The organism is Mediterraneibacter flintii (assembly GCF_055387595.1).
The window spans coordinates 249,254-273,317 of sequence record NZ_AP031405.1; the positions used below are offsets into that span (position 1 = coordinate 249,254).

Sequence of the window (24,064 nt, forward strand, 5' to 3'; positions counted from 1 at the left end):
GGAGCAGCACTCTCTGTTATGCTATTTTCTTTTCAATTTCTGTCAGTCGTTTTTGCATGTCTTCAATAATTTTCAACAATATAGTTGTATTATCATTTTCCAGCTTCGTAATTCTGTAATATTGTTCCAGAGTTTCTATATTCTTTTTTATATCGCAAATTTGTTTTTCCAGATATGTTTGTGTCTGCCCGATCTCATCGAGCAAGAGATTTTCTGTTTTTTGTATATGTGCAGATAGTTCTGTCCGCAGCATTTCTCTCAAAACATCTAAATCTTTTTGTTCTAACATTTTATGACTCCTTTCAGATTTTATACTTTTTATTGTAACATCTTTTATGGCGCTTATAAACCTCTTTTTTATTAGCGGCGGGCGACGTTTAGTTTCTATATACATTTACTATGGAAAATATTACTTCTTGAATATAGAACGTATGTTCTATAAAATAAATGCAAATAGATAATAAAAATGCAAATGGGAGGGAGAATGTTGAAAAGAGTAATTTTCCATGTGGATGTAAATTCGGCCTTTTTATCCTGGGAGGCAGTCTACCGTCTGCACCACCAGGGAGGCAGAAGGGATCTGCGGGAAGAGATTTCTGCGGTGGGCGGAGATATTGCCATGCGCCGCGGAATTATTCTGGCAAAGTCGGTGCCTGCGAAAAGGTATGGTATAAAGACAGGAGAGACGATTCTGGAGGCAAAAAGGAAATACCCTTCTTTGATTCTGGTTCCGCCCAATTATAATCTATATGAACGGTGCTCCGCGGCATTTATGAAAGTCCTGCGGCAATATACACCGAATGTGGAACCGTACTCTATAGACGAGGCATTTGCAGATATGACAGGAACGCAGGGGCTGTGGGGTTCTCCTGTGGAGGCAGCGCAGCAGCTTCGAAGGCAGGTAAAACGAGAGCTGGGTTTTACAGTGAACATTGGAATTTCTGAGAACAAGCTGCTGGCAAAGATGGCGGGGGATTTTCAAAAGCCGGACAGAATACACACTCTTTGGAAAAACGAAATAAAAGAAAAAATGTGGGGACTTCCGGTGAATGAATTGTTTTTCGTGGGAGGAGCGACAGCGAAAAAACTCTGCCAGCTTGGAATCCGGACAATCGGGGAGCTGGCGGTTACGGATGTGGAAATATTGAAACGGCATTTAAAAAAGTATGGCGAGGTTATATGGGCGTTTGCAAATGGAATGGACGTGTCGGTTGTACAGCCGGATACTCCTGCAAACAAAGGATATGGAAATTCTACCACGATTCCGTTTGATGTAACGAGGGCATCAGAAGCAAAACTAGTGCTTCTTTCTCTTGCAGAGACAGTGGCAGCGCGTCTGCGGGAGGCAAAAGTGCGGGCAGAAGTGATTGCCGTAGGAATAAAAGACCAGGAGTTTCATTACGCGAGCCATCAAAGGACGCTTTCTAATGCGACAAATATTACAAAAGAAATCTATTGTTATGCCTGCCGGCTGTTTGACGAGTTGTGGGACGGAAAACCGATCCGGCATCTTGGCATTTATACAGGGAAGATACAGAATGGGGAATGGATACGTCAGATAGATATGTTTGACAGGACGGATTATGAAAAATTACAGAGGGTAGATGAAACGATAGACAGAGTCCGGAGAAGGTATGGGATAGATGCGGTAAAGCGGGCGGTATTTACAGAAAAAGGGCTGAGAATCGATCATATGTCAGGAGGCGTGAGACGAAAATGAGCATGGGAATTGGAATCAATACACAGAAACCCGATGCAGGCGAAATAAGAGGTAGACAAGAAGACATTGCGTGCGGGGTGTGGTTTACCAGTGGCGGAAATCCGATACCACAGCTGGTCAAATATAAGGAAAGGGAGGAAGTACATAGTATTCGGAATATCCGCGTCCTTACCAGAGAGAAGAAATATTACTGTGGGATTCCTGTCATGGAGTATCTTTGCAGTGCTGTGGAGGAGGAGATGGAGTATCTGTTTAAACTCTATTATTATCTGGAAGAATGTAAATGGAAAATAGCGTGGTTGAAGGAACTGTAGGAAACGCAATGAAAGAATTGTTATTACAGCCTGATTTCAGTATAATAACTACAGTAGCAGAAAAGAAAGATGCGCAAGGCGGGTGAAAAAGATGGGACGCACATATGTAATGTCAGACATACATGGTATGGCAGAGCTTTTATGGGAAATGCTGGATCAGATACAGTTTTCTGCGAGTGATACCTTGTATATATTGGGAGATATGATCGACCGAGGGCCGGATCCGGCGGGGGTTCTTGATACAGTTATGGCGCAGGAAAATATCATTGCACTGATGGGGAACCATGAGGACGCGTTTGCAGGCTGGTATGACAGTATTTTAAAGGGCGGTATCTACGGATATTACTATAATACATACGATATTTTAAGCCGAAGTCCGTCAGGTTGTAATAAAATTGCAGAATATGTGCAGTGGATGAAGGGGCTTCCATATTATAAGAAGATAAAAGTAGACGGGAAGAACTATCTGCTTGCCCATGCTTCTACAGATGGAATTCTTTCCGTGAGAAACAGAAAAGACATCTGTCTTTGGGACAGTCAATTCGTGGAGAAGCAGAGTGGAATCCCGGGTTTTATCTCCATTGTAGGGCATGTTCCCACATTTATCCTACGGGGATACCCGAAGGATAAAGCATGTATTTGGCACAGTCCAAATGGAAGGATACTGGATATAGACTGTGGAGCAGTGTTTAAAAGGCATGGGGGTAGACTTGGCTGCCTGTGCCTGGAAACGGGAGAAGAGTTTTATACAAAAAGTATGGAGTGAAGGACAGGAAAAGTGGAAAGAAGGACAACATGAAGATTCATTATAGAATACAAGGAAAGGAAATCGAGATTGTACGGTGCTTTGGAACGGACAGAAGCGTGCGGGTGCCGGAGGTAATAGACGGTATGCCGGTGACGAAGGTCTCTGCCTATGCTTTTTCCGCAAGGAAAGACAGGGAGGAAAAGGATATATTTCTGTGCGAATCAGAAGAAGCTGTACTGTTCGGACAGGAGGAACACTTGCTTGCAGGCTGGGAGATCGAGGAGGTGAGACTGCCTAATACATTAAAAGAAATCGGAAATTATATTTTTTATGGCTGCAAAAAATTGAGGCGGTTAGAATTTTCCGACAGTCTCACACAGATAGGGAGTGGAGCCTTTACAGGATGCAGCGGGCTGAAAGAATTGCATGTGCATATGCTTGCAGGGGAAAAGTCCTGTGTCAAAGAGATCTTAGGAGACCTGTGGCAGAGAATAGATGTCACATTTACCCATGCGGACGGACAGGAAATACAGCTTGTATTTCCAGAGCATTATGAAGAGGCAGTGGAAAATACTCCGGCGCGGATTTTATTTACACAGCATCATGGCTCCGGCAATAATTACCGGCAGTGCTTTTATAATAGAGAACTAGATTGCCGCAAATATGACGAGCTTTTTTCTGTCGCAAAGGCACAGGACAAGACAGACGTTCTGGCGGATTTGATTTTCAAGCGTCTGCGTTATCCGGCGGAGCTTACAGAAAGCGCGTGTGAAAGCTATGAACAGTTTGTAAGGGACAGACAGCCGGACATCCTGGTGTATTTGGTAAAGAAGGAAAAGCTGGAGGAATTAAAAGAGATGTCCAGGCGGAAACTCTGGACGGAGGAAGGGCTGGAAATGGGAATTAAAACGGCGGCAGAACAACAGAATACAGAATTTTTAAGCTTTTTAATGAATGAAAAGCATAAATCGTTTCCCGAAAAGAAAAAGAAATTTGTGCTATAGGGATATATGAGGTAAAATGAAAAATAGATATGTCAGAGAGGAGGCGGCCACATGGAAAAGCGTCAAGGCAGTATAGCGGCAGAGGACAGGGAAGAGGCGCAGCGAAGGCTTCAGGAAATTGGCTGCCAGATTCTGCGTGCTTCCCGGGATGAGCTGTATCTTGGCATGCGGTTTATGGATGTTGCTTTGAGCAGCTTTATGTATTGCATGGATTCTGGTGTGTCTCCATTTGGGACAGACGGGAATACAGTTTACTTTCACCCCTCGCAGCTGGGAGGACTGTACCGGCAGAATCGAATTTTGGTAAACAGAGGGTACCTGCATATGGTGCTGCACTGTATTTTTCGTCATATGACAAAGCAGGGGATGGATGGTAGATATTGGAATTTAAGCTGCGATATAGCGGCGGAACATATCATAGATGGGTGTGACCAGAGGGCAGTGCGTTTTTCCAGGAGCCTTTTGCGAAGAGAAACGTATCGAAAGCTAGAGGCGGAAAAAAAGACACTCCATGCGGAACGGATTTACAAGCTGTTAAGACAGTGGGAGCTTCCACAAAGGGACATAGAAAAATTGGAGCGTGAGTTCTATGTGGATGATCACCGGTACTGGGAAAATCAAAATCCGCAGAAGAGACCAGATCCGAATCTGAATAAAAAATGGCAGGAAATAGATGAGAGGATGGAAACCGATCTGGAGACCTTTTCCAAAGAGGCGTCAGAAAAGAGTGGAAGCTTTCTGGAACAGTTGAAAATACAGAACAAGGAACGGTATGATTATAAAGAGTTTCTGCGGAAGTTTTCTGTTTTGCAGGAGGAGCTTGGTGTCGATCCGGATACCTTTGATTATCATTTTTACAGTTACGGGCTTTCTCTGTACGGCAACATGCCGCTGATTGAACCGCAGGAGACAAAGGAAGTCAAAAAAGTCAAAGAGTTTGCTGTTGTTATTGACACCTCCATGTCCTGTTCCGGAGCTCTTGTCCGGAAGTTTCTGGAAGAGACCTACAGCGTGCTGACGGAAGAAGACGGCTTCTTTAAAAAAGTCAATGTGCATATGATACAGTGTGACGAAGAGGTACAGTCAGATGTAAAAATCACCTCTTCGGAGGAATTAAAAGAATACATGGAACATCTGCAGCTTTTCGGAGAGGGCGGGACGGATTTCAGGCCGGCCTTTGAGCACTGCACGCGCATGGTAGAGCAGGGGGAGTTTGAGAATTTAAAAGGGCTGATTTATTTTACAGACGGATATGGGATTTATCCGAATAAGATGCCGCCCTATCAGACGGCATTTGTATTCCTGGAGGAAGAATATAAGGACGCGGACGTGCCCTCATGGGCTATGAAGCTGATATTGACAGGCGAAGAATGGAGAGAAAAGCATGGATATAAAACGGGCGAAACAGGAAATTAAAGATTCTATAGAAGCATACTTAAAAAAGGATCGGTTCGGGGAATATGTGATTCCTCTAGTGCGGCAGCGCCCTGTCCTTCTGATGGGCGCGCCGGGGATTGGAAAAACCCAGATTATGGAGCAGATAGCCAGAGAACTGAAAATCGGGCTGGTGGCATACACAATCACCCATCATACACGTCAGAGCGCTGTGGGACTGCCATTTATCAAAGAAAAAGAATTTCAGGGAAAGCGGTTTTCGGTAACAGAATATACAATGAGTGAAATTATCGCCTCTGTCTATGAGAAGATAGAAAAGACAGGAATAAAGGAAGGAATTTTGTTTATCGATGAGATCAACTGTGTATCAGAAACACTTGCGCCTATGATGCTGCAGTTTTTGCAGGGAAAAACCTTTGGGAACCAGGAAGTCCCGAAGGGCTGGATCATTGTTGCCGCAGGAAATCCGCCGCAATACAATAAATCGGTGAGAGAGTTTGACGTGGTGACTTTGGATCGTCTGAAAAAAATCGAGGTGGAAGCAGATTTTCAGGTGTGGAAAGAATATGCGTACAAGGAAGAAATCCATCCCGCAGTGATTTCCTATCTGGAGCTTCGCAGAGAAAACTTTTACCGGATTGAAAACACAGTGGATGGAAAGCTCTTTGCGACAGCGAGGGGCTGGGAGGATCTTGCCAGACTCATACAGGTATATGAAAGCCTGGGGAAAAAGACAGACCGGGACGTTGTATCCCAATATATCCAGTATCCTGTGATTGCAAAGGATTTCGCGAATTATCTGGAACTCTATTATAAATATAAGAAGGATTACAAAGTAGAGGAGATACTGGAGGGCAGATGGACAGAGGAAGTTTTAAAGAAAATCAGGGCGGCGGCCTTTGACGAGCATTTAAGTATTGTCAGTCTGTTAAATGGAAAGCTGGGCAGTCTTTTCACAGAGTGCTTTAAGATGGATGCATTTGTGGCGAAGCTTTACGAATATCTTCTTTATTACAGGGATAATCAGTCGGCAATGCTGCTGGAGGACGTTAAGAATCTGGCGCAGAAAGATATGGAAAGACAAAAAAAGGCAGAGCTTCTTACCAGACAGGAGGAGCAGATTTTCCAAGACGTGATTGATGCTCTGGAAAGATATGCGCGGGAATTAAAAGGAGAGCTGTTTATCGGAGATGCTGCGTTTGACGAAGTCCGCCGAATGTTTGCGCGCAAGACACAGGAAAGAGAAAGTCTTATGGAACACACAGGGGAGATACTGACGCATGTCTTTGACTTTATGGAGGCGGCATTTGGGGAAAGCCAGGAAATGGTTGCATTTATTACAGAATTAAATGCGAACTATTACAGTGTATGGTTTATCAAAGAAAATGGATGCGACCAGTATTACAAATATAACAAAGGGCTTTTGTTTGACAACCGACAGCAGGAAATACTGCAGCAGATGGACGAGGCAGAAGGGATGCTGAATGTAGGAATCAAATAGATCCTGCCAGAAAGATGTGATAAGATAAAAAGAAGTGGAGTTCAACCGGAGAGGGATAGAAAAGGAAGGAGAATGTAAAAATGGATGTCAGAGAGATGAGAAATGACGCGCTGGGGAAACGAGTTGTAAAGGCGCTCGAGTCCCGTAATATGGAGGCTTATTATGTAAAAACAAAGGAAGAGGCAGTCTGTCAGGCGCTGAAATTGATTCCAAAGGGAAGCACTATCAATATGGGGGGCTCTAAATCTGTAAGAGAAATAGGACTTACCGATATGCTGTCCGGTGCAGAGTATACATTTTATGACCGAGACAAGGCTGAAAGTCCGGAAGAGAAACAGGAAATTGCGCTCAAAGCATTTACCTGTGATTACTATCTTGGCAGTGTCAACGCAATGAGTGAGGACGGAGTGCTTATCAATATTGACGGAAATGCGAACCGGATTGCGGCATACGCGTTTGGACCTAAGAACGTACTTCTGATAGTTGGAATGAATAAGGTTGTAAAAACGGAACAGGATGCCATGAGCAGAGCCAGGAATGAGGCTGCGCCTGTTAACGCACAGAGATTCGGGATTGACACGCCCTGTGTAAAAAACGGGAGCTGTTTTGATTGCAAGAAAGAACAGTGTATCTGCTGTCAGATATTAGTTACCCGTTTCTCGAGAGCTGCGAAGAGAATCAAAGTCATTTTAGTAGGAGAGAATTTGGGATTTTAAGGAGTTATGGCAGAAATGGACAGAAGAAAAAAAAGAGGTGCGAGGAAGAAAAAAACAGCAGGCAGAAAAAATACGTTCAACGTCGTATCTACAGTTGTCTTATTGGCGGCAGTCTGCGTCTTTGTATTTTCGGCATATCAGCTTGTTATGATGCTGGTACCCTACTATGTAGGGGGAAAAGAATACGACGAAATTAAGGAACTGGCAATTATCACAGATGATAAAGGAGAAGGCTTCACGGTAGATTTTGACGCACTTCTCAAAGAAAATCCAGATACAGTGGCATGGATACGGTTTGAGGAGCCTTCTATTATTAGCTATCCGGTAGTGAAGAGTAAGGATAATGTGGAGTATCTTACAAAGACGTTTTCCGCGAACGACAACAAGTTGGGAGCGATTTTCATGGACATGAGGAGCAATTCCAGCTTTTCGGACAGAAATACTTTTATATACGGGCATCATTTAAACAGCGGGGGAGAAATGTTCTCTAAGCTGGAAGAATATGCAGAAGAGAGTTTTTGTAAGGAATACCCATATTTTTATATTTATACGCCAGACGGAAAAACGAGAACCTATCAGGTGTTTTCGGCAGGGGTGGTAAAGGATACCGCGGAAAATTATAATATGACTTATGCCACAGAGGAAGACTATGTAAAGTATCTGGAAGTGTGTCAGGAATCGTCAAATTATAAAGTGGACGTGGAATTGAATGCGCAATCGAAAATCGTAAGCCTTTCTACTTGTACAAATGTAAATGATGATGAACGTTTTCTTGTACAGGGCGTGCTGGTGGAAGAAGTAGGAGGAGAATAAATGCCGGAAAAATACGAGATCGGAGATGTTATCCGAATGAAAAAGCCACACCCATGTGGAAGCCATGAATGGGAAATTCTGCGGGTAGGGGCAGACTTTAGGTTAAAGTGTATTGGATGCGGACATCAGATTATGGTGCCACGCAGGCTGGTGGAAAAAAATACAAAGGAAATTACGAAAAAAGCTTGAAAGAAACCAGTTCTTATGGTATGATATTTAACCGTGACATACTGTCGTTATATGACAGAAATTAATTATCCTTGTTCCCGGCTTGTCCGGGAGCCAGAGACCATAAGGAGGTGCAAGAACACATGAACAAGTATGAATTAGCTGTTGTTATCAGCGCAAAGCTTGAGGATGAAGCGAGAGCAGAAGTCATCGAAAAAGTGAAAGCATTGATCGCACGTTTCGGCGGCAATGTGACAGATGTTGATGAGTGGGGCAAGAGAAGACTTGCTTACGAAATCCAGAAGATGAAAGAAGGATATTACTACTTCATCCACTTCGAATCTGACACGACTGTTCCGGGAGAAGTAGAACAGCGTATCCGTATCATGGACAATGTGATCAGATATTTGTGCGTGAAACAGGAAGCATAAAGAAAGAGGTATATATGAATAAGGCGATTTTAGTAGGAAGGTTGACAAGAGACCCTGAGATTCGGTATTCACAAGGAGAGAACGGAACAGCAGTCGGCAGATATACAATAGCTGTAGACCGCAGATTTAAACGCGACAATGAACCTACTGCAGATTTCATTCCGTGCGTAGTATTTGGACGTTCGGCGGAGTTCGCAGAGAAATATTTCCGCCAGGGAATGCGGGTTTCTGTTTCCGGACGTATTCAGACTGGAAGCTATACGAATAAAGATGGTATCAAGGTATATACCACAGAGGTTATTATAGAAGAACAGGAATTTGCAGAGAGCAGAGCCGAAAGTGAAGCGAACAGAGGCGCTTTCCAGCAGTCAGCTCCAAGTCCGGCGCCAAGCGTTGACGCGGGAGACGGATTTATGAACATTCCGGATGGAATTGACGAAGAATTGCCGTTTAATTAGAGAATTGTGAAAGGAGAGACTGGTCATGGCTTACGAAAAGGGAAGTAAACCAGAGGGCGGCTTCAAGAGAAGAGGCCCAGCGCGCAGAAGAAAAAAAGTGTGCGTATTCTGTGGAAAAGAAAACAATGAAATCGATTATAAAGACGTAGCAAAGTTAAAGAAATATGTCTCTGAAAGAGGAAAAATTCTTCCAAGAAGAATCACAGGAAACTGTGCAAAACATCAGAGAGCTCTTACTGTGGCAATTAAGAGAGCAAGACATATCTCTTTGATGCCGTATGTACAGGATTAATTACAGAATATAATAAAAAAAGAAAGCTGGGATTAGCGGAAAGCCGCAGAATCTCAGCTTTTTTCTATTTTATAGTTGACAAAAAAATATGGGGGGGGGGGTATACTGGATTTGATCTACATTAAGGTATTGAATAAGAAAGGGGATTTTGGGGAAATGAGAAAGAAAGTATTACCCATGCTGCTTGCTCTGTTTATGTTTGTGGCGTTGCTTCCGGTTACAGTCCATGCGCAGGATTACGCGGAGTGGAATGACAGTACAAGCCTTCCTGAAAGTGGCGTGTACAAGCTGATGACGGACGTTGTTTTAGAGACGGAATTTTCGGACTATCCGACGATAAGAGGAAATGTAGTCTTGGATTTAAACGGACATACGGTAAAGGTTGCAGGATACGGACAGTATGCGTATTTTATAAACTCCGGAGGAAGTCTTATAATTGAGGATAGTGTGGGGAGTGGAAAAATTACTAATGAAGGCGTCACTTCCAGTTCCAAAACACTGATTCAGGTAAACGGAGGCAGCTTTACTCTGACAGGAGGCACTTTAGAGAATACAGCTTCCAGCGGATATGCTCTGTTTGCAAACAGCGGAAGTGATGTTACAATATCTGGAGGGACGGTGCTAAATGTAGCTTCCAGCGGAAAAGCGCTTCATGTAAATGGCTCCGGTACTAAGGCGACCGTAAACGGCGGAACGGTAGAAAATACGGCGGAAGGCGCAGAGGCTGTGTACGTCAATAACGGGACATTTAGTTTGGAAAGCGGCACAGTGAAAACGAGTGCTACCTATAGTTCTAAGGCAGCCATTTATGTGAATAACAGTGCGGAGTCTGTGGTAATTTCTGGAGGAACCATTGAATCTGCTACAATGGGCATATATGCTGCTTTTACACCGGTATCAGTGACGGGCGGAGTGATTGATACGGCAGGATATGCTTTCCAGACCAGAAATACGACGATTGATCCGGCAGAGGGCAGTTCTGTAACAGTGAACAGTGGAAAAGAGCTGTTTTATACGTTCAGCGGTTCTGCTAATGCTGTACACGGTGGTGACTTTAATGCACCCGGAATTACAAAAGCATACACGAGCGATCAGCCGAGTACAACAACAATTACAGGAGGCACTTATAGTACAGCGCCGACAGAGTATGTGTCCGGAGAAGAGACGGTTATCAGTCATACCGGTACAGATTCCGGTACAGTTTATGTAGTGGGAGCCCAGGAGGAAATCAACGCGGCCGTAGGAGAACTGGCACAAAACGGTTCTAAAATTGATGTCGTAAAAGGAGATGCGGAGCTCACAGTTTCAATAGAAGGCGTAGAGGTAACGAATTCTGGAAATGGAACAGTCAGTGTAAATAACCAGGAGGTAGAGGTGGGAGAACCGGTAATTACACATGCAAATGTGCAGAAGGTAGAGGAGAAAGCTCCTACTTGTACAGAGGCAGGAAATAAAGCCTACTGGTATTGTGAAGAGTGTGGAAAATATTACGCAGACGCGGAGCTGTCCCAGGAGATTGCCCGTGAAGATACTATAATTGCTCCGATAGGACATAAGGCGGAGAAGGTGCCGGCAAAAGAAGCAACTGCCAAAGAGGATGGCAATATTGAATACTGGTACTGCGCAGAATGCGGAACATATTTTAAAGACGCTGCATTGACCCAGGAGATTACACAGAAGGATACTGTCATTGCGGCAACCGGAGAGAAAAACCCGGGAAAAGATAATGAGAAAACAAATAACAAAACACCGGATAAGGTGGCAAAGCTATCTTCTGTTCCTGTAACAGGAGATACAGCGAATATAACTGCCATTTGTATAGTGCTGGTAGTAGCGGCCGTCTGCGTTTTGGGAACGATTGTTGCTATCAGAAAAAATAAAGTGAAATAGAGAAGAACCTACTTCTAAAAGAGAAGAGGTGCTGGGTGGATTCCCTGTTGCGCGTAAAAATGCGGGCAGCAGGGAAATAACCAACTGCCCTTTATTATACACTTTATATCAGATTACAGGGAATAAAACAATTCAGCTTATCAATCGGTATCACTTCCTCGCACATGCAGATAATACCGCCGCAGCCACGTTCCAGTTTTGTTTTGTCGATCAGTTCATATTTTTTGACCTCCCTTCGGTCTGGATTTGCGGATTTTTTTATCTCTAATGGGTGAATCAGCCCATTTTCTTCCACAATCACATCAATTTCCTTTGCATTGGAATCACGGTAGTAGGTCAGATTCGCTTTATCTGCCGAATAAGAAAAATTTTTCAAAAGTTCAACGACAATATAGTTTTCAAAATAATGTCCGTTTGCGGCCCCGTTCATCAGGGCATCTCTGGTAAGCCACATGGACAGGTACGCGCACAGGCCGGTATCACAGAAATAGAGCTTCGGCGTCTTAGACAGACGTTTCAGTTCATTATTCGCAAACGGGGGAAGAAGATATACAATCCCCAAACCTTGAAGAATCCGCAGCCATTCTTTAGCTGTTGGCTGTGAAACTTCCGCCGCGTCAGCTAAGGTTTTATAATTCACCTGTTCTGCGGTCAGCGCTGCACAGGCGTTAAGAAACTTCCGAAAGCGTACTGAATCCGTAATGCCTCCTTCTTCCGCTACATCGCGCATAAGATAGGTTTCAATATAAGAATTGAAATATTCCTGTCGCTGCTCGGCGTCAGCGCTCAAAGCGTCCGGCATACCTCCGCGCCATATATGTTCAAATACATCTACAATATCATTCTTTTTGGCCGCTGTCTGCCGTTCCAGCAGGCAAGGCAAGGAGAAATCCAGCTTGTTTGAAAAGAGTTCTCCGTCTACTTCGTTTTTAGAAAGACTGTATAATTCTAAAATTCCAATTCTTCCAGCCAAAGTTTCACGGATATTTTTTATCATTTTATATTGCTGGGAACCGGTCAGCCAGAATAAGCCGCGTTCTTCGGTTTCATCGCACATGATTTTGATTTGTTCAAATAGTTCCGGCGCTTTCTGTATTTCGTCAATGATAATCGGCGGCTTATACGTTTGAAAGAACAGAACAGGGTCCGTCTGTGCAAGCATCCTCGCCATCATATTATCCATAGTAACATAGGTTCTGTTCTGCCCTTCTGCCAGGTGCTTTAACATTGTGGTTTTTCCTACCTGCCGCGCGCCCGTTACAAGGATTGCTTTAAAGAAAGAACTCATACGCAGAAATTTTCTTTCTAATGTACGCTCAATATATGTCATAATATAACCCCTTTTCTTTTTGATTTTAGGAAAATATAAAGTTTACTTTATTTTATCCTGAAATAACAATTCTGTCAACGGAGTCAAAAGGAATCACATACTTATTTGATATCTTGTCGTGCGGAGCATGCCCATGCGTAGCATCTAAGTTACAGTATGCCCGAATGGGTATAGTTTATCCTGCCCGCTGTTTTTTATTCTTTGATGGGGCCAATAAAATTACGAAAATTGAAGGCGCGGTAAGTTGCAATGCAGAAGATTACGGACTGGCTCTCGGCGAAGCGCACGGCGCAGGCTTTACGCCGGAACGGTTTGAGGCTGAGGTGGCACATCCGGAGGAGTTCTTGAGCATGGATAAGAAGAGGAACCCCTTTTCTTATTCAATTGATGGAAAATTATGTTGGACGGATTCCCTGTTGTGCGTAAAAATGCGGGCGGCAGGGAATTTTTTATGGTCGGAGGCAACTGACGGCAGCATATTTCTTATTTTAAATAGCATATAAGACTAATGCATTAGTCGGAATAGGACATGGAAAATGCATCTCAGAATATGATAGTATAAAATATCAGAGTGATATTTTCATAAAGCAGGAGGTGCATTTTTGCTATGCAGAGGACAGAACAATGGGAAATGGTAGAATTGACATTTCAAGGGAAAGAAGAGGGCAATCCATTCACTGACTATAAGATATACGTGGAGCTTGTAAACGAAGGTGACAGGAAAGTGATATGCGGTTTTTATGACGGTGGTGGTATATACAAAGTCCGATTTATGTGCTGCAAGACAGGGATATATCATTATAGAGTGTATGGCAGTTTTTCAGATATGCAGTATGAGGGTGAGATTGAGGCGGTCGCCCCGGCAGATAAAAATAATCACGGAATGGTGAAAACGGTTGAACAGTACTACCTGGCCTACTCAGATGGCACACCGCATTACTCTTTCGGGACAACTTGCTATGCATGGATGTATCAGCCGGAGGAGTTACAGGAACAGACATTGAAGACATTGTCTGACGGTATATTCAATAAATTGCGGTTCTGTATTTTCCCCAAATTTTATCCGTTTAATGAAAGGGAGCCGAAGATATATCCGTATAAGAGGGGAAAACGGAGGGGGATTGATGAGGAACGAATAAAACGCGCGATTACAATACAGTTTTCAGCGGAAAGGGAGAAAAAAGATATCACAGATTTCGACTGCTTTCAGTTTAATCCAGAATTGTTCCGTAAATTTGACAGACGGATTGCACAGTTATGTGATATGGGGATCGAAGCAGATATTATCTTGATGCACCCTTATGATAAATGGGGATTTTCTAATATGACACGGGAATGTGACCGACTGTATATAGAGTATGTCGTGGCAAGATATGCGGCATACCGTAATGTTTGGTGGTCCATGGCAAATGAATACGATATGATGACGAAGACAGAAGTAGAATGGGATGAACTGGGAGAACTTGTAAAAAAGAACGATCCGTACGGGCATATGCTCTCTATACATAACTGTAGGGAATTTTATGACTACAGGAAAGAATGGATTACCCACTGCAGTATGCAGCGCAATAATTTGTATCAATGCGCTGAACTTACGGATACTTATATGAAACAATACGGGAAACCTGTTGTCTGGGATGAAATCAGCTATGAGGGGAATATGCCGCAGGGGTGGGGAAACATCTCGGGCGAAGAACTTGTCAGGAGATTCTGGGAAGCATTTTTACGCGGAGGAGCCGCAGGGCACGGAGAGACATATGAAGGAGAGACGATATGGTGGTCTCACGGCGGTGCACTCTATGGGACAAGTGCCCCAAGGATAGGATTTCTTAGAAAAATCATGGAGGAGACTCCAGGAACATATTTAAAGTATACGAAACGGGCATTTGACGAGATTGTTGGTATTCCTTATCGGACGGAAGTGCGGGAAGAATGGACGTATTTTGCGCCTGTGAAGTACGCGGATTACGAGATACATTATTATGGATTTTGCCGTCCGTCGAGAAGAGAGTTCCACCTGCCGGAAAATGAGTGTTTTCGGTTTGAGATAATTGACACGTGGAATATGACTATAACAGATGCAGGCGTCCACAGCGGATATACAAAAATTCGGCTTCCCGGACGGGAATATATGGCAATCCGCATAAAGAGGGAAGACGCCGGCTCTAAGAACTGATTGACTGCGCTTTCTTCCGAAGCTCCCCGGGGCTAATGCCATACCTATGTGTGAAGATGCGGTAAAAATATCCCTGATTTTGATATCCCACATAATGAATGATCTGCCCGATGGGAAGTTGCGTTTCATTTATCATCCGAAAAGCTTCTCCCAGACGTATATTCTGGATAAAAGAAGCCAGAGTGACAGCATTTTCCTTGCGGAAGATCCTGTTCAGATAATCAGCGTTGTAGTGAAAATGTCCGGCAATATCTGCGGCGGATGTAGTGGGATAATGAGTCAGGACATAAGAATAGATACTGCAGGTCAGGGCGCGGTATGGGGAAATCTCATGCCGCATTTGGCGAATATGAAAATCCTTTTCCAGTATATGACGTACCCGCTTCGGAGAAACGGAGTCTGGCAGAGCTTTGCCTGGGCACCTGCCGTACAGCTCTAAGAGCAGTAGGCGGAAAAAAACGGACATATCAGAAGCATCTGCCAGGGGAGAGAGGACAGCATAAGTGAAATCGTGGCTATCAGGGAAGTCGGTATTTACACCGAGAGAAAATACAGCACTCTCCTCCGAATAAAGGAATTCTGCATGCGGAACACCAGGGTTGATCAGCAGAATCTCTCCGGGAAAGAGAGAGACTTTTTCTCCGTTTACAAAAAAATAGGATATTCCATCTGCCGCATAGATGAATTCCGTATTGGTGTGAGCATGAAAGACGCCACGCATACCATTTTTGAATGGCGTATTCCATGCGCGTAGAATAGGGGAAGATAAGGTGGTGTGAAATACTCTCTGAATAGAATCTTTTCCGGTATGCCATCCGGTCAGATACAGTTCACCATGCAAAGAGCGAAGATATCTGTCATGGCAAAAATGGAATGTTTTTACCATACAGTCAAGATGCTCTTCATAGCTTGCGGGCAGAGGAACCTCCGGGATATTCTGGTGTATAGTTTCGTATAAAATACTTTTCAGATTCATAGGATCACTCATTTCTTATTTAAAGGCTTAAAGTTATTTCTGAGCAGATTTTTCCGATATTCACTGGGCGGGTAGCCGATTATCTTTTTGAATACTTTGGTGTAATAGTTATGATCTTCCATTCCCACATAAAAAGCGATCTCCTGGATTGGCATGTTTGTCGTGCTTAACAGACGGAGAGAGCTGTGTATGCGGCAGTTTGTAATATAATCTGTAATAGTTGTACCTACTTCTTTTTTGAATGTTTTGGACAGGTATGGCGCGCTGACGTGGCAGTATTCCGCAAGTGTACTCAGATTCAGCGGGCGGCTTATATTCAAGTCAATATGATTTAATGCATCCCGAATTAGTTTGGAATACTGATTACGGGCTTTATTTTGTACCAAAAGACAGTATTCGCGTACCATTTTTTCATGAATTTTGTCCAACTGAGAGAGGGCAGTACTGTCACTGATTAGCTTTACAAATTTGCTGGAAAGCTCATGGAGAAAGACTGGATGTACATTGCTTCGCCCGGCGCCGAGCCTTAGCATCGTGTTTGTTGAATATAGGGAAGCCTTTTTGTCTGCGATAGAATTATTAATGCGCGGGGCATAGACTATGCTCATAAAATGCCTTGTGAGAGCCAGGGCTTCTACGGTATTTCCTTTTGCAATTGCCTGGAACAAGGGTTCTTCCAGAGAATAGCGTTCCTCGGTGGCGGCCATATGGAGGGTATAGTCGTCGATGGGAATATAGGAAGTATCGGTCTCTCTTGTGTTTTCCACTATTTTCGTATTAAAAGTGTACCCGGGACTGATATAGTTGAGTATATCTGACATGATAGATATAAGTCGAAAGTTGTCGTCGATAACAGGAAACTGGTATAGAAGTCCTCGTATACTCTCAATCTCTGTGTGGTTTAAATGGTGCGTGGAGATGAGTGAATCGAGATAGTGTTGGTCGATAGTGATACGCAAAAAAGGCCCTGCCACGACGAGATCTTCACAGTCAGGATAAGGATGAAAAAAGAGATAATTAATATTATATCTGTCGCTGTAAAAGTAAAAAGTATTATGCTCGGCCTGCGACAGGAATTCCCGGAGATTCTGATATAGAGTTTTCGAATCCTGCAGCCCTCTGCGCAATCCGACATCCATAAGGGAGAGATCGCCGAACGGGAAAGTATAATAATTAAAATTTAAAGACATTGTGTCTTGTAGCAGACGTTTTAAAAAATGAATTGTTGCAGCATCCATAATGGTTCCTCTTTTCTGTAATAGATTGCTGAAAATATTTTATCATAATTGCTAAAACATGAAAAGATAAATATGATAAAAGCAGTACAAAAAAATATATATAGATAAAATATTACTAATATATGTCCATTTTTTTATAACAATATAGTAAAATAAGTGATACACTAAGCGTAAAGAAAAATCAGGGAGGAGCAAATGACAGCGGATAGGAAATGGAGGGTTATTTATGAGTGAAACAGTATTCGAGGTCAGGCATATGCGTAAAACTTTCGGACCGACGGTCGCGCTCAAGGATGTTGATCTTATACTGAGAGCCGGAGAAATACGTGGGCTGATTGGAGAGAATGGCTCTGGAAAATCTACGGTCATGTCAATTGCCAGCGGCAAGCAGAAAGCAGACAGCGGCGAGATGATATACAGGGGAAAACCATGGGATCCGGAAACAATGATTCAGGCCCAAAAAGCAGGTATTTCTATGATTCTGCAGGAAGCCAATACAATACCAGGTATTACGGTAGCACAAAATATATTCGCCGGGAGAGAGAAGGACTTTTCAAAATTCGGCATTGTAAATATGAAAAAGATGAATGAAGCTGCCGCCGCATTGCTTGATAAATTTGGGATTAAACATATTCATGCGGCAGATCCTATTAATTATTACAATTTTGAGGACAGAAAGCTGGTAGAGATTGTCAGATGTGTGACAGAGGAGACCCAGATCTTAGTCGTTGATGAGACAACTACCGCGCTGTCGCTGGAAGGAAGAAACATTCTATATCAGCTGATACATAAAATGGCAGAAGAGGAAAACAAAGCAGTTGTGTTTATATCCCACGATATGGATGAGATACTGGAACACTGTTCAGTACTTACCGTGCTTCGGGATGGCGACATCGTAGGAGAACTGAGCAGGGCTGAGATGGAAGCTTCTGACGCTGTAAAAAGAATCCGCTATCTGATGGTGGGACGGGAAATCGGGGAGAAGTACTACAGGGAAGATTATGACGTCTCCCACAGCGGCGAAGCGGCGTTGGAGTTAAGACACATTACATTTGGAGAGATAAAAGATTTCTGTCTTACGGTTCATAAGGGAGAAATCGTCGGATTTGGCGGTCTGTCAGGTTGTGGGATGCATGAGATTGGAAGGGCAGCGTATGGGCTGGAAAAATTAGATGCAGGGGAAGTGCTGTGCGGTGGTCGCAAAATCAAATCCCCGGTTCAGGCGATACGGCAGGGGATTGGCTATATCTCAAAGAACAGGGATCAGGAAGCTCTTGTACTGGATGCATCAATAGAAGAAAATATCGTACTTCCATCGCTGCCGTCATTAAAAAGAGGAATCATGGTATTACCGAAAGATGAACATGATATGGCAAATCGCGAGATTGATGCACTCAGGATAAAGTGCCACGGAGGCAGACAACTGGTGAATACTCTGTCAGGAGGAAATAAGCAGAAAGTCTCTTTCGCAAAATGGTCTGCAAAAAAATCAGAAGTTATCATCATGGACTGCCCGACAAGAGGGGTGGATATCGGAGTGAAGCAGTCTATGTATGCTTTGATAGAAGAGATGAAAAAGGAGGGAAAGGCGGTACTGATGATTTCGGAAGAACTGTCAGAACTGGTCGGAATGGCAGACAGGATACTTATTATGAAAGATTTTAAAGTGACAAAAGAGTTCGCACGTTCACCAGAGCTGAAACAGACAGACATCGTTGAGTACATGATTTAACGGAGGAAGAGTGGAATGAAAGAAAAGAAAAATGCGATACCACTTAGAGAGTGGTGGAGAAAAAACGGGGCTGTCGCGGCATCCTATGGTGGATTACTGTTCTGTGTTATCCTGTTTTCAATCGTGACCCCGCTTCGAGGAGAGAGTATCTGGTCCCCGGCGAAACTGGCTACATTGATGTCAGATGTGATTGTGACAGCGCTGATGTCTGTTGGCGCAGTATTTATCTATGCTCTCGGTAATCTTGATATCAGTATCGGGAAACAGATTGGGCTTTATGCGACGATTATGGTGTTTCTGGGAAATATGACGGGAAGCCTGCTTCCGGGGGTTCTAATCTGCATTGTACTTTCGGTGGTAATCGCAATTATAAACGGAGCATCTGGACCACTTCTTAACATTATACCGATTATTCCGTCTGTAGTCGTGATGCAAATACTTTCAGGTATTATTACAGTAGTATTTTCCTCTTTAGGGACAAGGAGCATCACACTGCGGACGATAGACTATAGTGTGTTTAAATCGCCAGTATTGATGTTCATTGTACTGGCGGCCGAAGTGGCGATTGCAGTATTTCTGTTTAACTATACACAGATTGGTAAATACGCAAAAATGTTGGGGGCGAATAAAATAGCAGCCGGTCAGAGTGGGGTAAGCCTCATCAAGTTCCGGGTACTGTGCTATATGATTGCAGGGCTCTGCTTTGTGGTTGCATCTGTGTTCCAGATGGGATACACAGGATCTGCATCAGATTCTACGGGAACTGGCTTTGAGATGAACATTATGGTAGCCCTTATCTTAGGTGGAATGCCGATATCAGGTGGTATGAGATCGAGAATCTCAGCAGCCGTTGTAGGTGCATTTACATTTTCTATTCTGGATGTGGGCCTGCCTATGATTGGTCTTCCGACTCGAATGACATTTATTGTAAAAGCAGTTATTTTCCTGATTGTGGTATTGATGACCAGCAGGAAGAAAGACGGAGCATTACCTAAATAATATATAGGACAGACTATATATTTATAGAAAGTTCCTTCTCATATTCTAGAGAAAGGACAGAAGCCAACAAAACAAACGGAGGGAAAAAAGATGGCAAAACGTAAAAACACATGGAAAAAAGTAACGGCGGCGGCAGCTTCAGCTATACTTGCAGTATCTATGCTGGGTGGCTGTGGAGCATCGAGCGATACTTCGAAAGACTCTGGCGGAGAGGATGCGGCAAAAGGAGGAAAGCTTCTGCTTATGTCTAACGTAAACAGCGGCGCTATGTATGATTTTAATATTGCATTTATGGATACATGGACACAGGAGCTTGGATATACTTACGAGGTTATATACGGAGACAGTGCAAATGATCCTGCCGGCAATCTAAACGCGGTGAAGAATGCAATGACGGATGATGTAGTAGGTCTGATTGCGATGCAGGACGGAGGGCTTGTGGATATTATGACAGAGTATCCGGAACTATATGTGGCAGGAATGGGAAATGACATGCTTTCTGTATACGGAGAGGGCGGAGCCAATGCTGCCGTGGCGGATAACGATCATTTTCTCGGAAGCGTGGCAGGCGGCTATGCTGACGGGGAAGATACAGGAAAGATGTTTGCACAGGCAATTATAGACGCAGGGTATGAGAAAGTGGCAATCTGTATGTCTCCTGCATTTGCATACCCGCAATATGAAGTGGCAGATAAGACAATCCGAACAGAGATTGAAAAGTACAATGAGACGGCGGACAATCCGATTGAGATTGTGGGAGACGAGGCTACAGTACTGATGTTTAAACCGCTGGATGATACATTTTTTAATGAACCAGAGAACCAGGATCTGGATGCTATCGTCGGTCTGTGTGGAGGACAGCAGTTTATCTATCCACCGCTGTCAAATGCAATTGCAAATGGAACAGCAGATCCGGACACAAAACTTATAACATTAGGGCTGGAAAGTTCAAGTGATTTGGTCGCAGATGTGGGAACCGGGATTGTACAGCAGTTATTTGTTCCGAATTATGAAGAAATTTTCTTCTGTATGGCGATGCTTGACAATGCAATCCAGGGAAAACAGTACAGTGATTTCACGAAGTCTGAAGTGTTGGATGGGGTATATGTACACATTGCAAGTGACGAGATTATGACGAATATTGAGAATAACAGCCCGATGCTAGATGCGGATATGTCAAAGGCATCCGTATCTGTAGACGAAGGAAAAGAATATCTGACAAGGTACAATCCAGATGCGACGTATGCAGATCTGAAGGAATTTATATTATCAGATGCATTCTCTGAAAAGGCATATGAATAGAAAATGCGGATATAGGATTCAGAGAATATCAGTAGATAAAAAATAGGAGGTCAGTGCGGTTTATGAATAGAAAAATGGGGATAGGAAAACGGATCGCAGGTACACTTGTGCTGCCGGTGTTGATGTTTCTCATCATGCTGATCTTATGCTGGTCTAATGGAAAGATGTATTATGGGACATTGGATATGTGGAAGACGCTGATTGTCAATATTACCATTTCTACGACATGCGCAATGGGGATAGGACTTCAGTTTAATAATGGGCGTTTTGACTTTTCAGGCGGTGCGGTTATGCTGCTCTCGGCAATCATCGGAGGAAACATTGCAAAGAATATGAACAGTAACTTAGCGCTGTTTGCAATCCTCTGTATCGTGCTCTGCACCCTGTTGAGCGTGGGTGTTGCAGTACTTTACGTGTACGGCAGGCTTCCGGTAGCAATCAGTACGATTACTATGGCGCTGATTTATGAAGCGGTCACGCCTCTGTTCTTTAACGGAGCAGGGGTGAACCTGATTGCAAGTATGGAATTGAAAAAGGTGGCGATGTTTCCGGGAGTGCTGATTCCACTTGTACTGGCATTTGTAATCTATGCATTTTATAAACGCTTTACTTTGACGGGAAAGCAGTCAGAGTTATTAAAAAATAATCAGAATGTTGCCGTTGATATCGGTATCAATGAAAGGAAAAATGTTATTTTATCCTATGTATTCAGTGGTTTGATTTTCGGATGTGCGACAATGGTATGGGCGTCATCCACGATTAAGTCGGCCTCTTTTACGTCACTGTCTACAGTTAGCGACCTGTTTACGAATATCCTGCCGGTATTTATCGGACTTGCTTTGAGTAAATACTGCGGAGAGGCGCTGGGGACAGTGGTAGGCGCAGTGACATTGAGCCTGATGTCTTACGGACTGCAGGCGCTTCTGTCAGCGGAACTGGGAACTGCAGTTTCCATGGTGGTAACAGGTGTATTTGTATTTGTGTTTAATATTATTACAACACCTTACGGAAGTATTATTACAGCATGGTTCGAAGCAAGAAAACGTAAAGGAGCGTTGAAAAGAGTATGACTGTTAATTTAAAAGAAAAGCCGTTTTACCTGGAGCAAGAGGGGATTAACTGGGTACATGATACGATAGAGAAGATGTCGCTTGAAGAAAAAATTGGGCAGCTTTTTATTCATCTGGGGCAGAGTACGGAAGAAGAATACATAAAAAATATGGCGGAAAAGTACCATATCGGAGGCGCCAGGTATACTGAAACCGACGCGGAGAAAATTTTCCGACAAAATCAATATTACCAGAAGTACAGTAAGATTCCTATGTTTATTGCCGTGAACGGAGAGACAGGCGGAAATGGTATCTGCAGCGGAGGCACATTTGTTGCAACGGAAGCAGAATGTGAAGCAGCAGGGGATACCGGCGCTGCATATGGAATGGGACTAGTAGCTGGAAGAGAGGCTCATGCCCTTGGATGCAACTGGAATTTCGCCCCCATGGCTGATATGGTATTTAACTGGAGAAATACTATTGTAAATACAAGATCATTTGGGACAGACCCGGATATTGTGACAGAGATGTGCCGCGCCTATTTGAAGGGATGCAGGCAAAATAATGTGCTTTCCTGCGTGAAACATTTTCCGGGAGACGGGGTGGAAGAAAGAGATCAACATCTGGTGCTTGGGATTAACTCGTTATCCTGCGAAGAATGGGATGCATCATTTGGCAAGGTATATCAGGCTTTAATAGACGATGGGATTGAATCTGTCATGGCGGGGCATATTGCGCTTCCTGCATACAGCAGAAAGTATCATCCGGAACTTACAGACGACAAGATAAGACCTGCCACATTAGCCCCGGAGATCATCAGAGGACTTTTGAGAGAAAAGCTGGGGTTTCAGGGAATCGTTGTGACAGACGCTTCTCACATGGGAGGAATGCTTAGTGCAATGCCTCGATCTGAGCAGGTGCCCGGAGCTATTGCGGCGGGGTGCGATATGTTTTTGTTCTTTCACGACCCGGAGGAGGACTTTCAATATATGCTTGATGGCTATCGTAAGGGGATTATTACAGACGAACGGCTGAATGAAGCTCTAGAACGTATCCTTGGAATGAAGGCAAAATTGGGGCTGCACAAGAAGAGAATGCCGGATGTGATGGATGAAGGGCAGGTGCTCGGGTGCGAAGAGCATTACAGAATTTCCAGGCAGATCGCAGATCAGGCAGTCACTTTAGTTAAGGATACACAGAAAATTCTTCCGATAGATCCTTTAAAGAAAAAAAGAGCAAGGCTTTATTATCTCGAGAGTGCGCCTGTCTCGTACAAAGATGGCGGAGACCCGGCCAAAAAGATTGTAGTCGAAGAACTGGAAAAAGCTGGATTTGACGTAGATGTAAATGAATCCTATTATGAGCTGGAAATGCAAGAAATGTCCGTAATCAACAGATACAGGGCGATGGAAATGCCGAAGGTGGAGACATTTAAAGGCGATTACGATGTTGTATTTGTGTTTGTGAATATGAAAGGGTATGCACAGGAAAATAATGTAAGGGTAAAATATTCGGCAGCACATTCAAATGAGCTCCCGTGGTGGACGAATGAAGTACCTACAGTATGTGTATCCTTGAATTATACAAATCACCTTTATGATCTTCCGATGATGAAAACATTTATCAATGCATATGCGCCTACACGCGCGTGTATCCGTGCCACAATACAAAAAATTATCGGCAGGAGTGAATTTAAGGGCAAATATAATGAGAATGTCTGGTGCGGCAGTCGGGATACGAGACTTTAGAAAGCCGTCTTTATTTATACAAGGACACATCCAGATCAAAGAAGTACCAATGCACAGGAGGAGG

At 43.6% G+C, this 24,064-nt stretch carries 23 protein-coding genes and 1 pseudogene; 20 read left to right on the top strand and 4 right to left on the bottom strand.

Annotation, left to right across the window (positions count from 1 at the left end; genetic code table 11):
* Window positions 1-16 precede the first annotated feature (16 nt).
* On the bottom strand, window positions 17-289 hold the full coding sequence (locus ACZ5C4_RS01155; RefSeq protein ID WP_464519437.1) for a hypothetical protein: 273 nt from the start codon (window positions 287-289) through the stop codon (window positions 17-19).
* 195 nt (window positions 290-484) lie between these two features.
* Here ACZ5C4_RS01155 and ACZ5C4_RS01160 point away from each other — a divergent pair, with 195 nt between their 5' ends.
* The 13 genes from ACZ5C4_RS01160 to ACZ5C4_RS01220 all read left to right on the top strand — a co-directional run bounded on the left by ACZ5C4_RS01160 (window position 485) and on the right by ACZ5C4_RS01220 (window position 11,450).
* On the top strand, window positions 485-1,720 hold the full coding sequence (locus tag ACZ5C4_RS01160) for a Y-family DNA polymerase (RefSeq protein ID WP_464519438.1): 1,236 nt from the start codon (window positions 485-487) through the stop codon (window positions 1,718-1,720).
* Window positions 1,717-2,034 carry a hypothetical protein gene (locus ACZ5C4_RS01165; RefSeq protein WP_464519439.1) on the top strand — a complete coding sequence of 106 codons (318 nt, stop codon included), beginning with the start codon at window positions 1,717-1,719 and terminating at the stop codon, window positions 2,032-2,034. The genes ACZ5C4_RS01160 and ACZ5C4_RS01165 overlap by 4 nt, the downstream gene beginning before the upstream one ends.
* Window positions 2,035-2,125: 91 nt before the next feature.
* A complete protein-coding gene (locus ACZ5C4_RS01170) occupies window positions 2,126-2,800 on the top strand; it encodes a fructose-bisphosphatase class III (protein WP_464519440.1) in 675 nt (224 codons plus the stop codon).
* Window positions 2,801-2,829: 29 nt separating this feature from the next.
* Window positions 2,830-3,786 (top strand): leucine-rich repeat domain-containing protein, encoded by a 957-nt coding sequence (locus ACZ5C4_RS01175; RefSeq protein ID WP_464519441.1) that lies wholly within the window; start codon window positions 2,830-2,832, stop codon window positions 3,784-3,786.
* A gap of 51 nt (window positions 3,787-3,837) precedes the next feature.
* Window positions 3,838-5,202 (top strand): vWA domain-containing protein, encoded by a 1,365-nt coding sequence (locus ACZ5C4_RS01180; RefSeq protein WP_464519442.1) that lies wholly within the window; start codon window positions 3,838-3,840, stop codon window positions 5,200-5,202.
* On the top strand, window positions 5,171-6,682 hold the full coding sequence (locus ACZ5C4_RS01185; RefSeq protein ID WP_464519443.1) for an ATP-binding protein: 1,512 nt from the start codon (window positions 5,171-5,173) through the stop codon (window positions 6,680-6,682). The genes ACZ5C4_RS01180 and ACZ5C4_RS01185 overlap by 32 nt, the downstream gene beginning before the upstream one ends.
* Before the next feature lie 80 nt (window positions 6,683-6,762).
* On the top strand, window positions 6,763-7,398 hold the full coding sequence (locus ACZ5C4_RS01190; protein ID WP_464519444.1) for a lactate utilization protein: 636 nt from the start codon (window positions 6,763-6,765) through the stop codon (window positions 7,396-7,398).
* Between the two features lie 6 nt (window positions 7,399-7,404).
* On the top strand, window positions 7,405-8,211 hold the full coding sequence (gene srtB / locus ACZ5C4_RS01195) for a class B sortase (protein ID WP_464519445.1): 807 nt from the start codon (window positions 7,405-7,407) through the stop codon (window positions 8,209-8,211).
* The gene (locus ACZ5C4_RS01200; protein WP_186876067.1) at window positions 8,212-8,400 is read left to right on the top strand and encodes a DUF951 domain-containing protein; all 189 of its coding nucleotides are present in this window, start codon (window positions 8,212-8,214) and stop codon (window positions 8,398-8,400) included.
* Between the two features lie 122 nt (window positions 8,401-8,522).
* Complete coding sequence (gene rpsF / locus ACZ5C4_RS01205; RefSeq protein WP_464519446.1) at window positions 8,523-8,810, top strand: 30S ribosomal protein S6; 288 nt, start codon at window positions 8,523-8,525, stop codon at window positions 8,808-8,810.
* 14 nt (window positions 8,811-8,824) lie between these two features.
* Window positions 8,825-9,268: a single-stranded DNA-binding protein gene (locus tag ACZ5C4_RS01210; protein ID WP_186876069.1), complete on the top strand. Its 444-nt coding sequence runs from the start codon at window positions 8,825-8,827 to the stop codon at window positions 9,266-9,268.
* Between the two features lie 25 nt (window positions 9,269-9,293).
* Complete coding sequence (rpsR, locus tag ACZ5C4_RS01215; RefSeq protein WP_022074687.1) at window positions 9,294-9,560, top strand: 30S ribosomal protein S18; 267 nt, start codon at window positions 9,294-9,296, stop codon at window positions 9,558-9,560.
* Window positions 9,561-9,716: 156 nt separating this feature from the next.
* Complete coding sequence (locus ACZ5C4_RS01220) at window positions 9,717-11,450, top strand: autotransporter outer membrane beta-barrel domain-containing protein (RefSeq protein WP_464519447.1); 1,734 nt, start codon at window positions 9,717-9,719, stop codon at window positions 11,448-11,450.
* A 103-nt stretch (window positions 11,451-11,553) separates the two neighbouring features.
* Here the strand turns inward: ACZ5C4_RS01220 and ACZ5C4_RS01225 are convergent, their stop codons facing one another.
* Window positions 11,554-12,780, bottom strand: coding sequence for an ATP-binding protein (locus ACZ5C4_RS01225; protein WP_464519448.1), 1,227 nt, complete (start codon window positions 12,778-12,780; stop codon window positions 11,554-11,556).
* Window positions 12,781-12,998: 218 nt separating this feature from the next.
* Here ACZ5C4_RS01225 and ACZ5C4_RS01230 point away from each other — a divergent pair.
* A pseudogene (locus ACZ5C4_RS01230) lies at window positions 12,999-13,118 on the top strand (dihydrodipicolinate reductase); the annotation flags it as partial.
* Window positions 13,119-13,387: 269 nt separating this feature from the next.
* Window positions 13,388-14,956 carry a DUF5605 domain-containing protein gene (locus ACZ5C4_RS01235; RefSeq protein ID WP_464519449.1) on the top strand — a complete coding sequence of 523 codons (1,569 nt, stop codon included), beginning with the start codon at window positions 13,388-13,390 and terminating at the stop codon, window positions 14,954-14,956.
* On the opposite strand, the gene ACZ5C4_RS01240 is transcribed toward ACZ5C4_RS01235, so the two are convergent.
* Both ACZ5C4_RS01240 and ACZ5C4_RS01245 read right to left on the bottom strand, forming a co-directional pair.
* Window positions 14,946-15,932, bottom strand: a complete 987-nt coding sequence (locus ACZ5C4_RS01240; RefSeq protein ID WP_464519450.1) for an AraC family transcriptional regulator — start codon at window positions 15,930-15,932, stop codon at window positions 14,946-14,948. The two genes, ACZ5C4_RS01235 and ACZ5C4_RS01240, sit on opposite strands and share 11 nt — an antisense overlap.
* Window positions 15,933-15,940: 8 nt before the next feature.
* A complete protein-coding gene (locus ACZ5C4_RS01245) occupies window positions 15,941-17,170 on the bottom strand; it encodes a helix-turn-helix transcriptional regulator (RefSeq protein ID WP_464519451.1) in 1,230 nt (409 codons plus the stop codon).
* Between the two features lie 226 nt (window positions 17,171-17,396).
* Here ACZ5C4_RS01245 and ACZ5C4_RS01250 point away from each other — a divergent pair, with 226 nt between their 5' ends.
* From ACZ5C4_RS01250 to ACZ5C4_RS01270, 5 genes are all read left to right on the top strand, one after another.
* Window positions 17,397-18,902 (top strand): sugar ABC transporter ATP-binding protein, encoded by a 1,506-nt coding sequence (locus tag ACZ5C4_RS01250; protein WP_464519452.1) that lies wholly within the window; start codon window positions 17,397-17,399, stop codon window positions 18,900-18,902.
* A gap of 15 nt (window positions 18,903-18,917) precedes the next feature.
* Entirely contained in the window at window positions 18,918-19,901 is a 984-nt protein-coding gene (locus tag ACZ5C4_RS01255; protein WP_464519453.1) for an ABC transporter permease, read from the top strand.
* Window positions 19,902-19,991: 90 nt separating this feature from the next.
* Window positions 19,992-21,203: a hypothetical protein gene (locus ACZ5C4_RS01260; RefSeq protein ID WP_464519454.1), complete on the top strand. Its 1,212-nt coding sequence runs from the start codon at window positions 19,992-19,994 to the stop codon at window positions 21,201-21,203.
* 62 nt (window positions 21,204-21,265) lie between these two features.
* On the top strand, window positions 21,266-22,273 hold the full coding sequence (locus ACZ5C4_RS01265; RefSeq protein WP_464519455.1) for an ABC transporter permease subunit: 1,008 nt from the start codon (window positions 21,266-21,268) through the stop codon (window positions 22,271-22,273).
* Complete coding sequence (locus ACZ5C4_RS01270) at window positions 22,270-24,000, top strand: glycoside hydrolase family 3 protein (protein ID WP_464519456.1); 1,731 nt, start codon at window positions 22,270-22,272, stop codon at window positions 23,998-24,000. Before ACZ5C4_RS01265 ends, ACZ5C4_RS01270 begins: the two co-directional genes overlap by 4 nt.
* The last annotated feature ends 64 nt before the right edge of the window (window positions 24,001-24,064 follow it).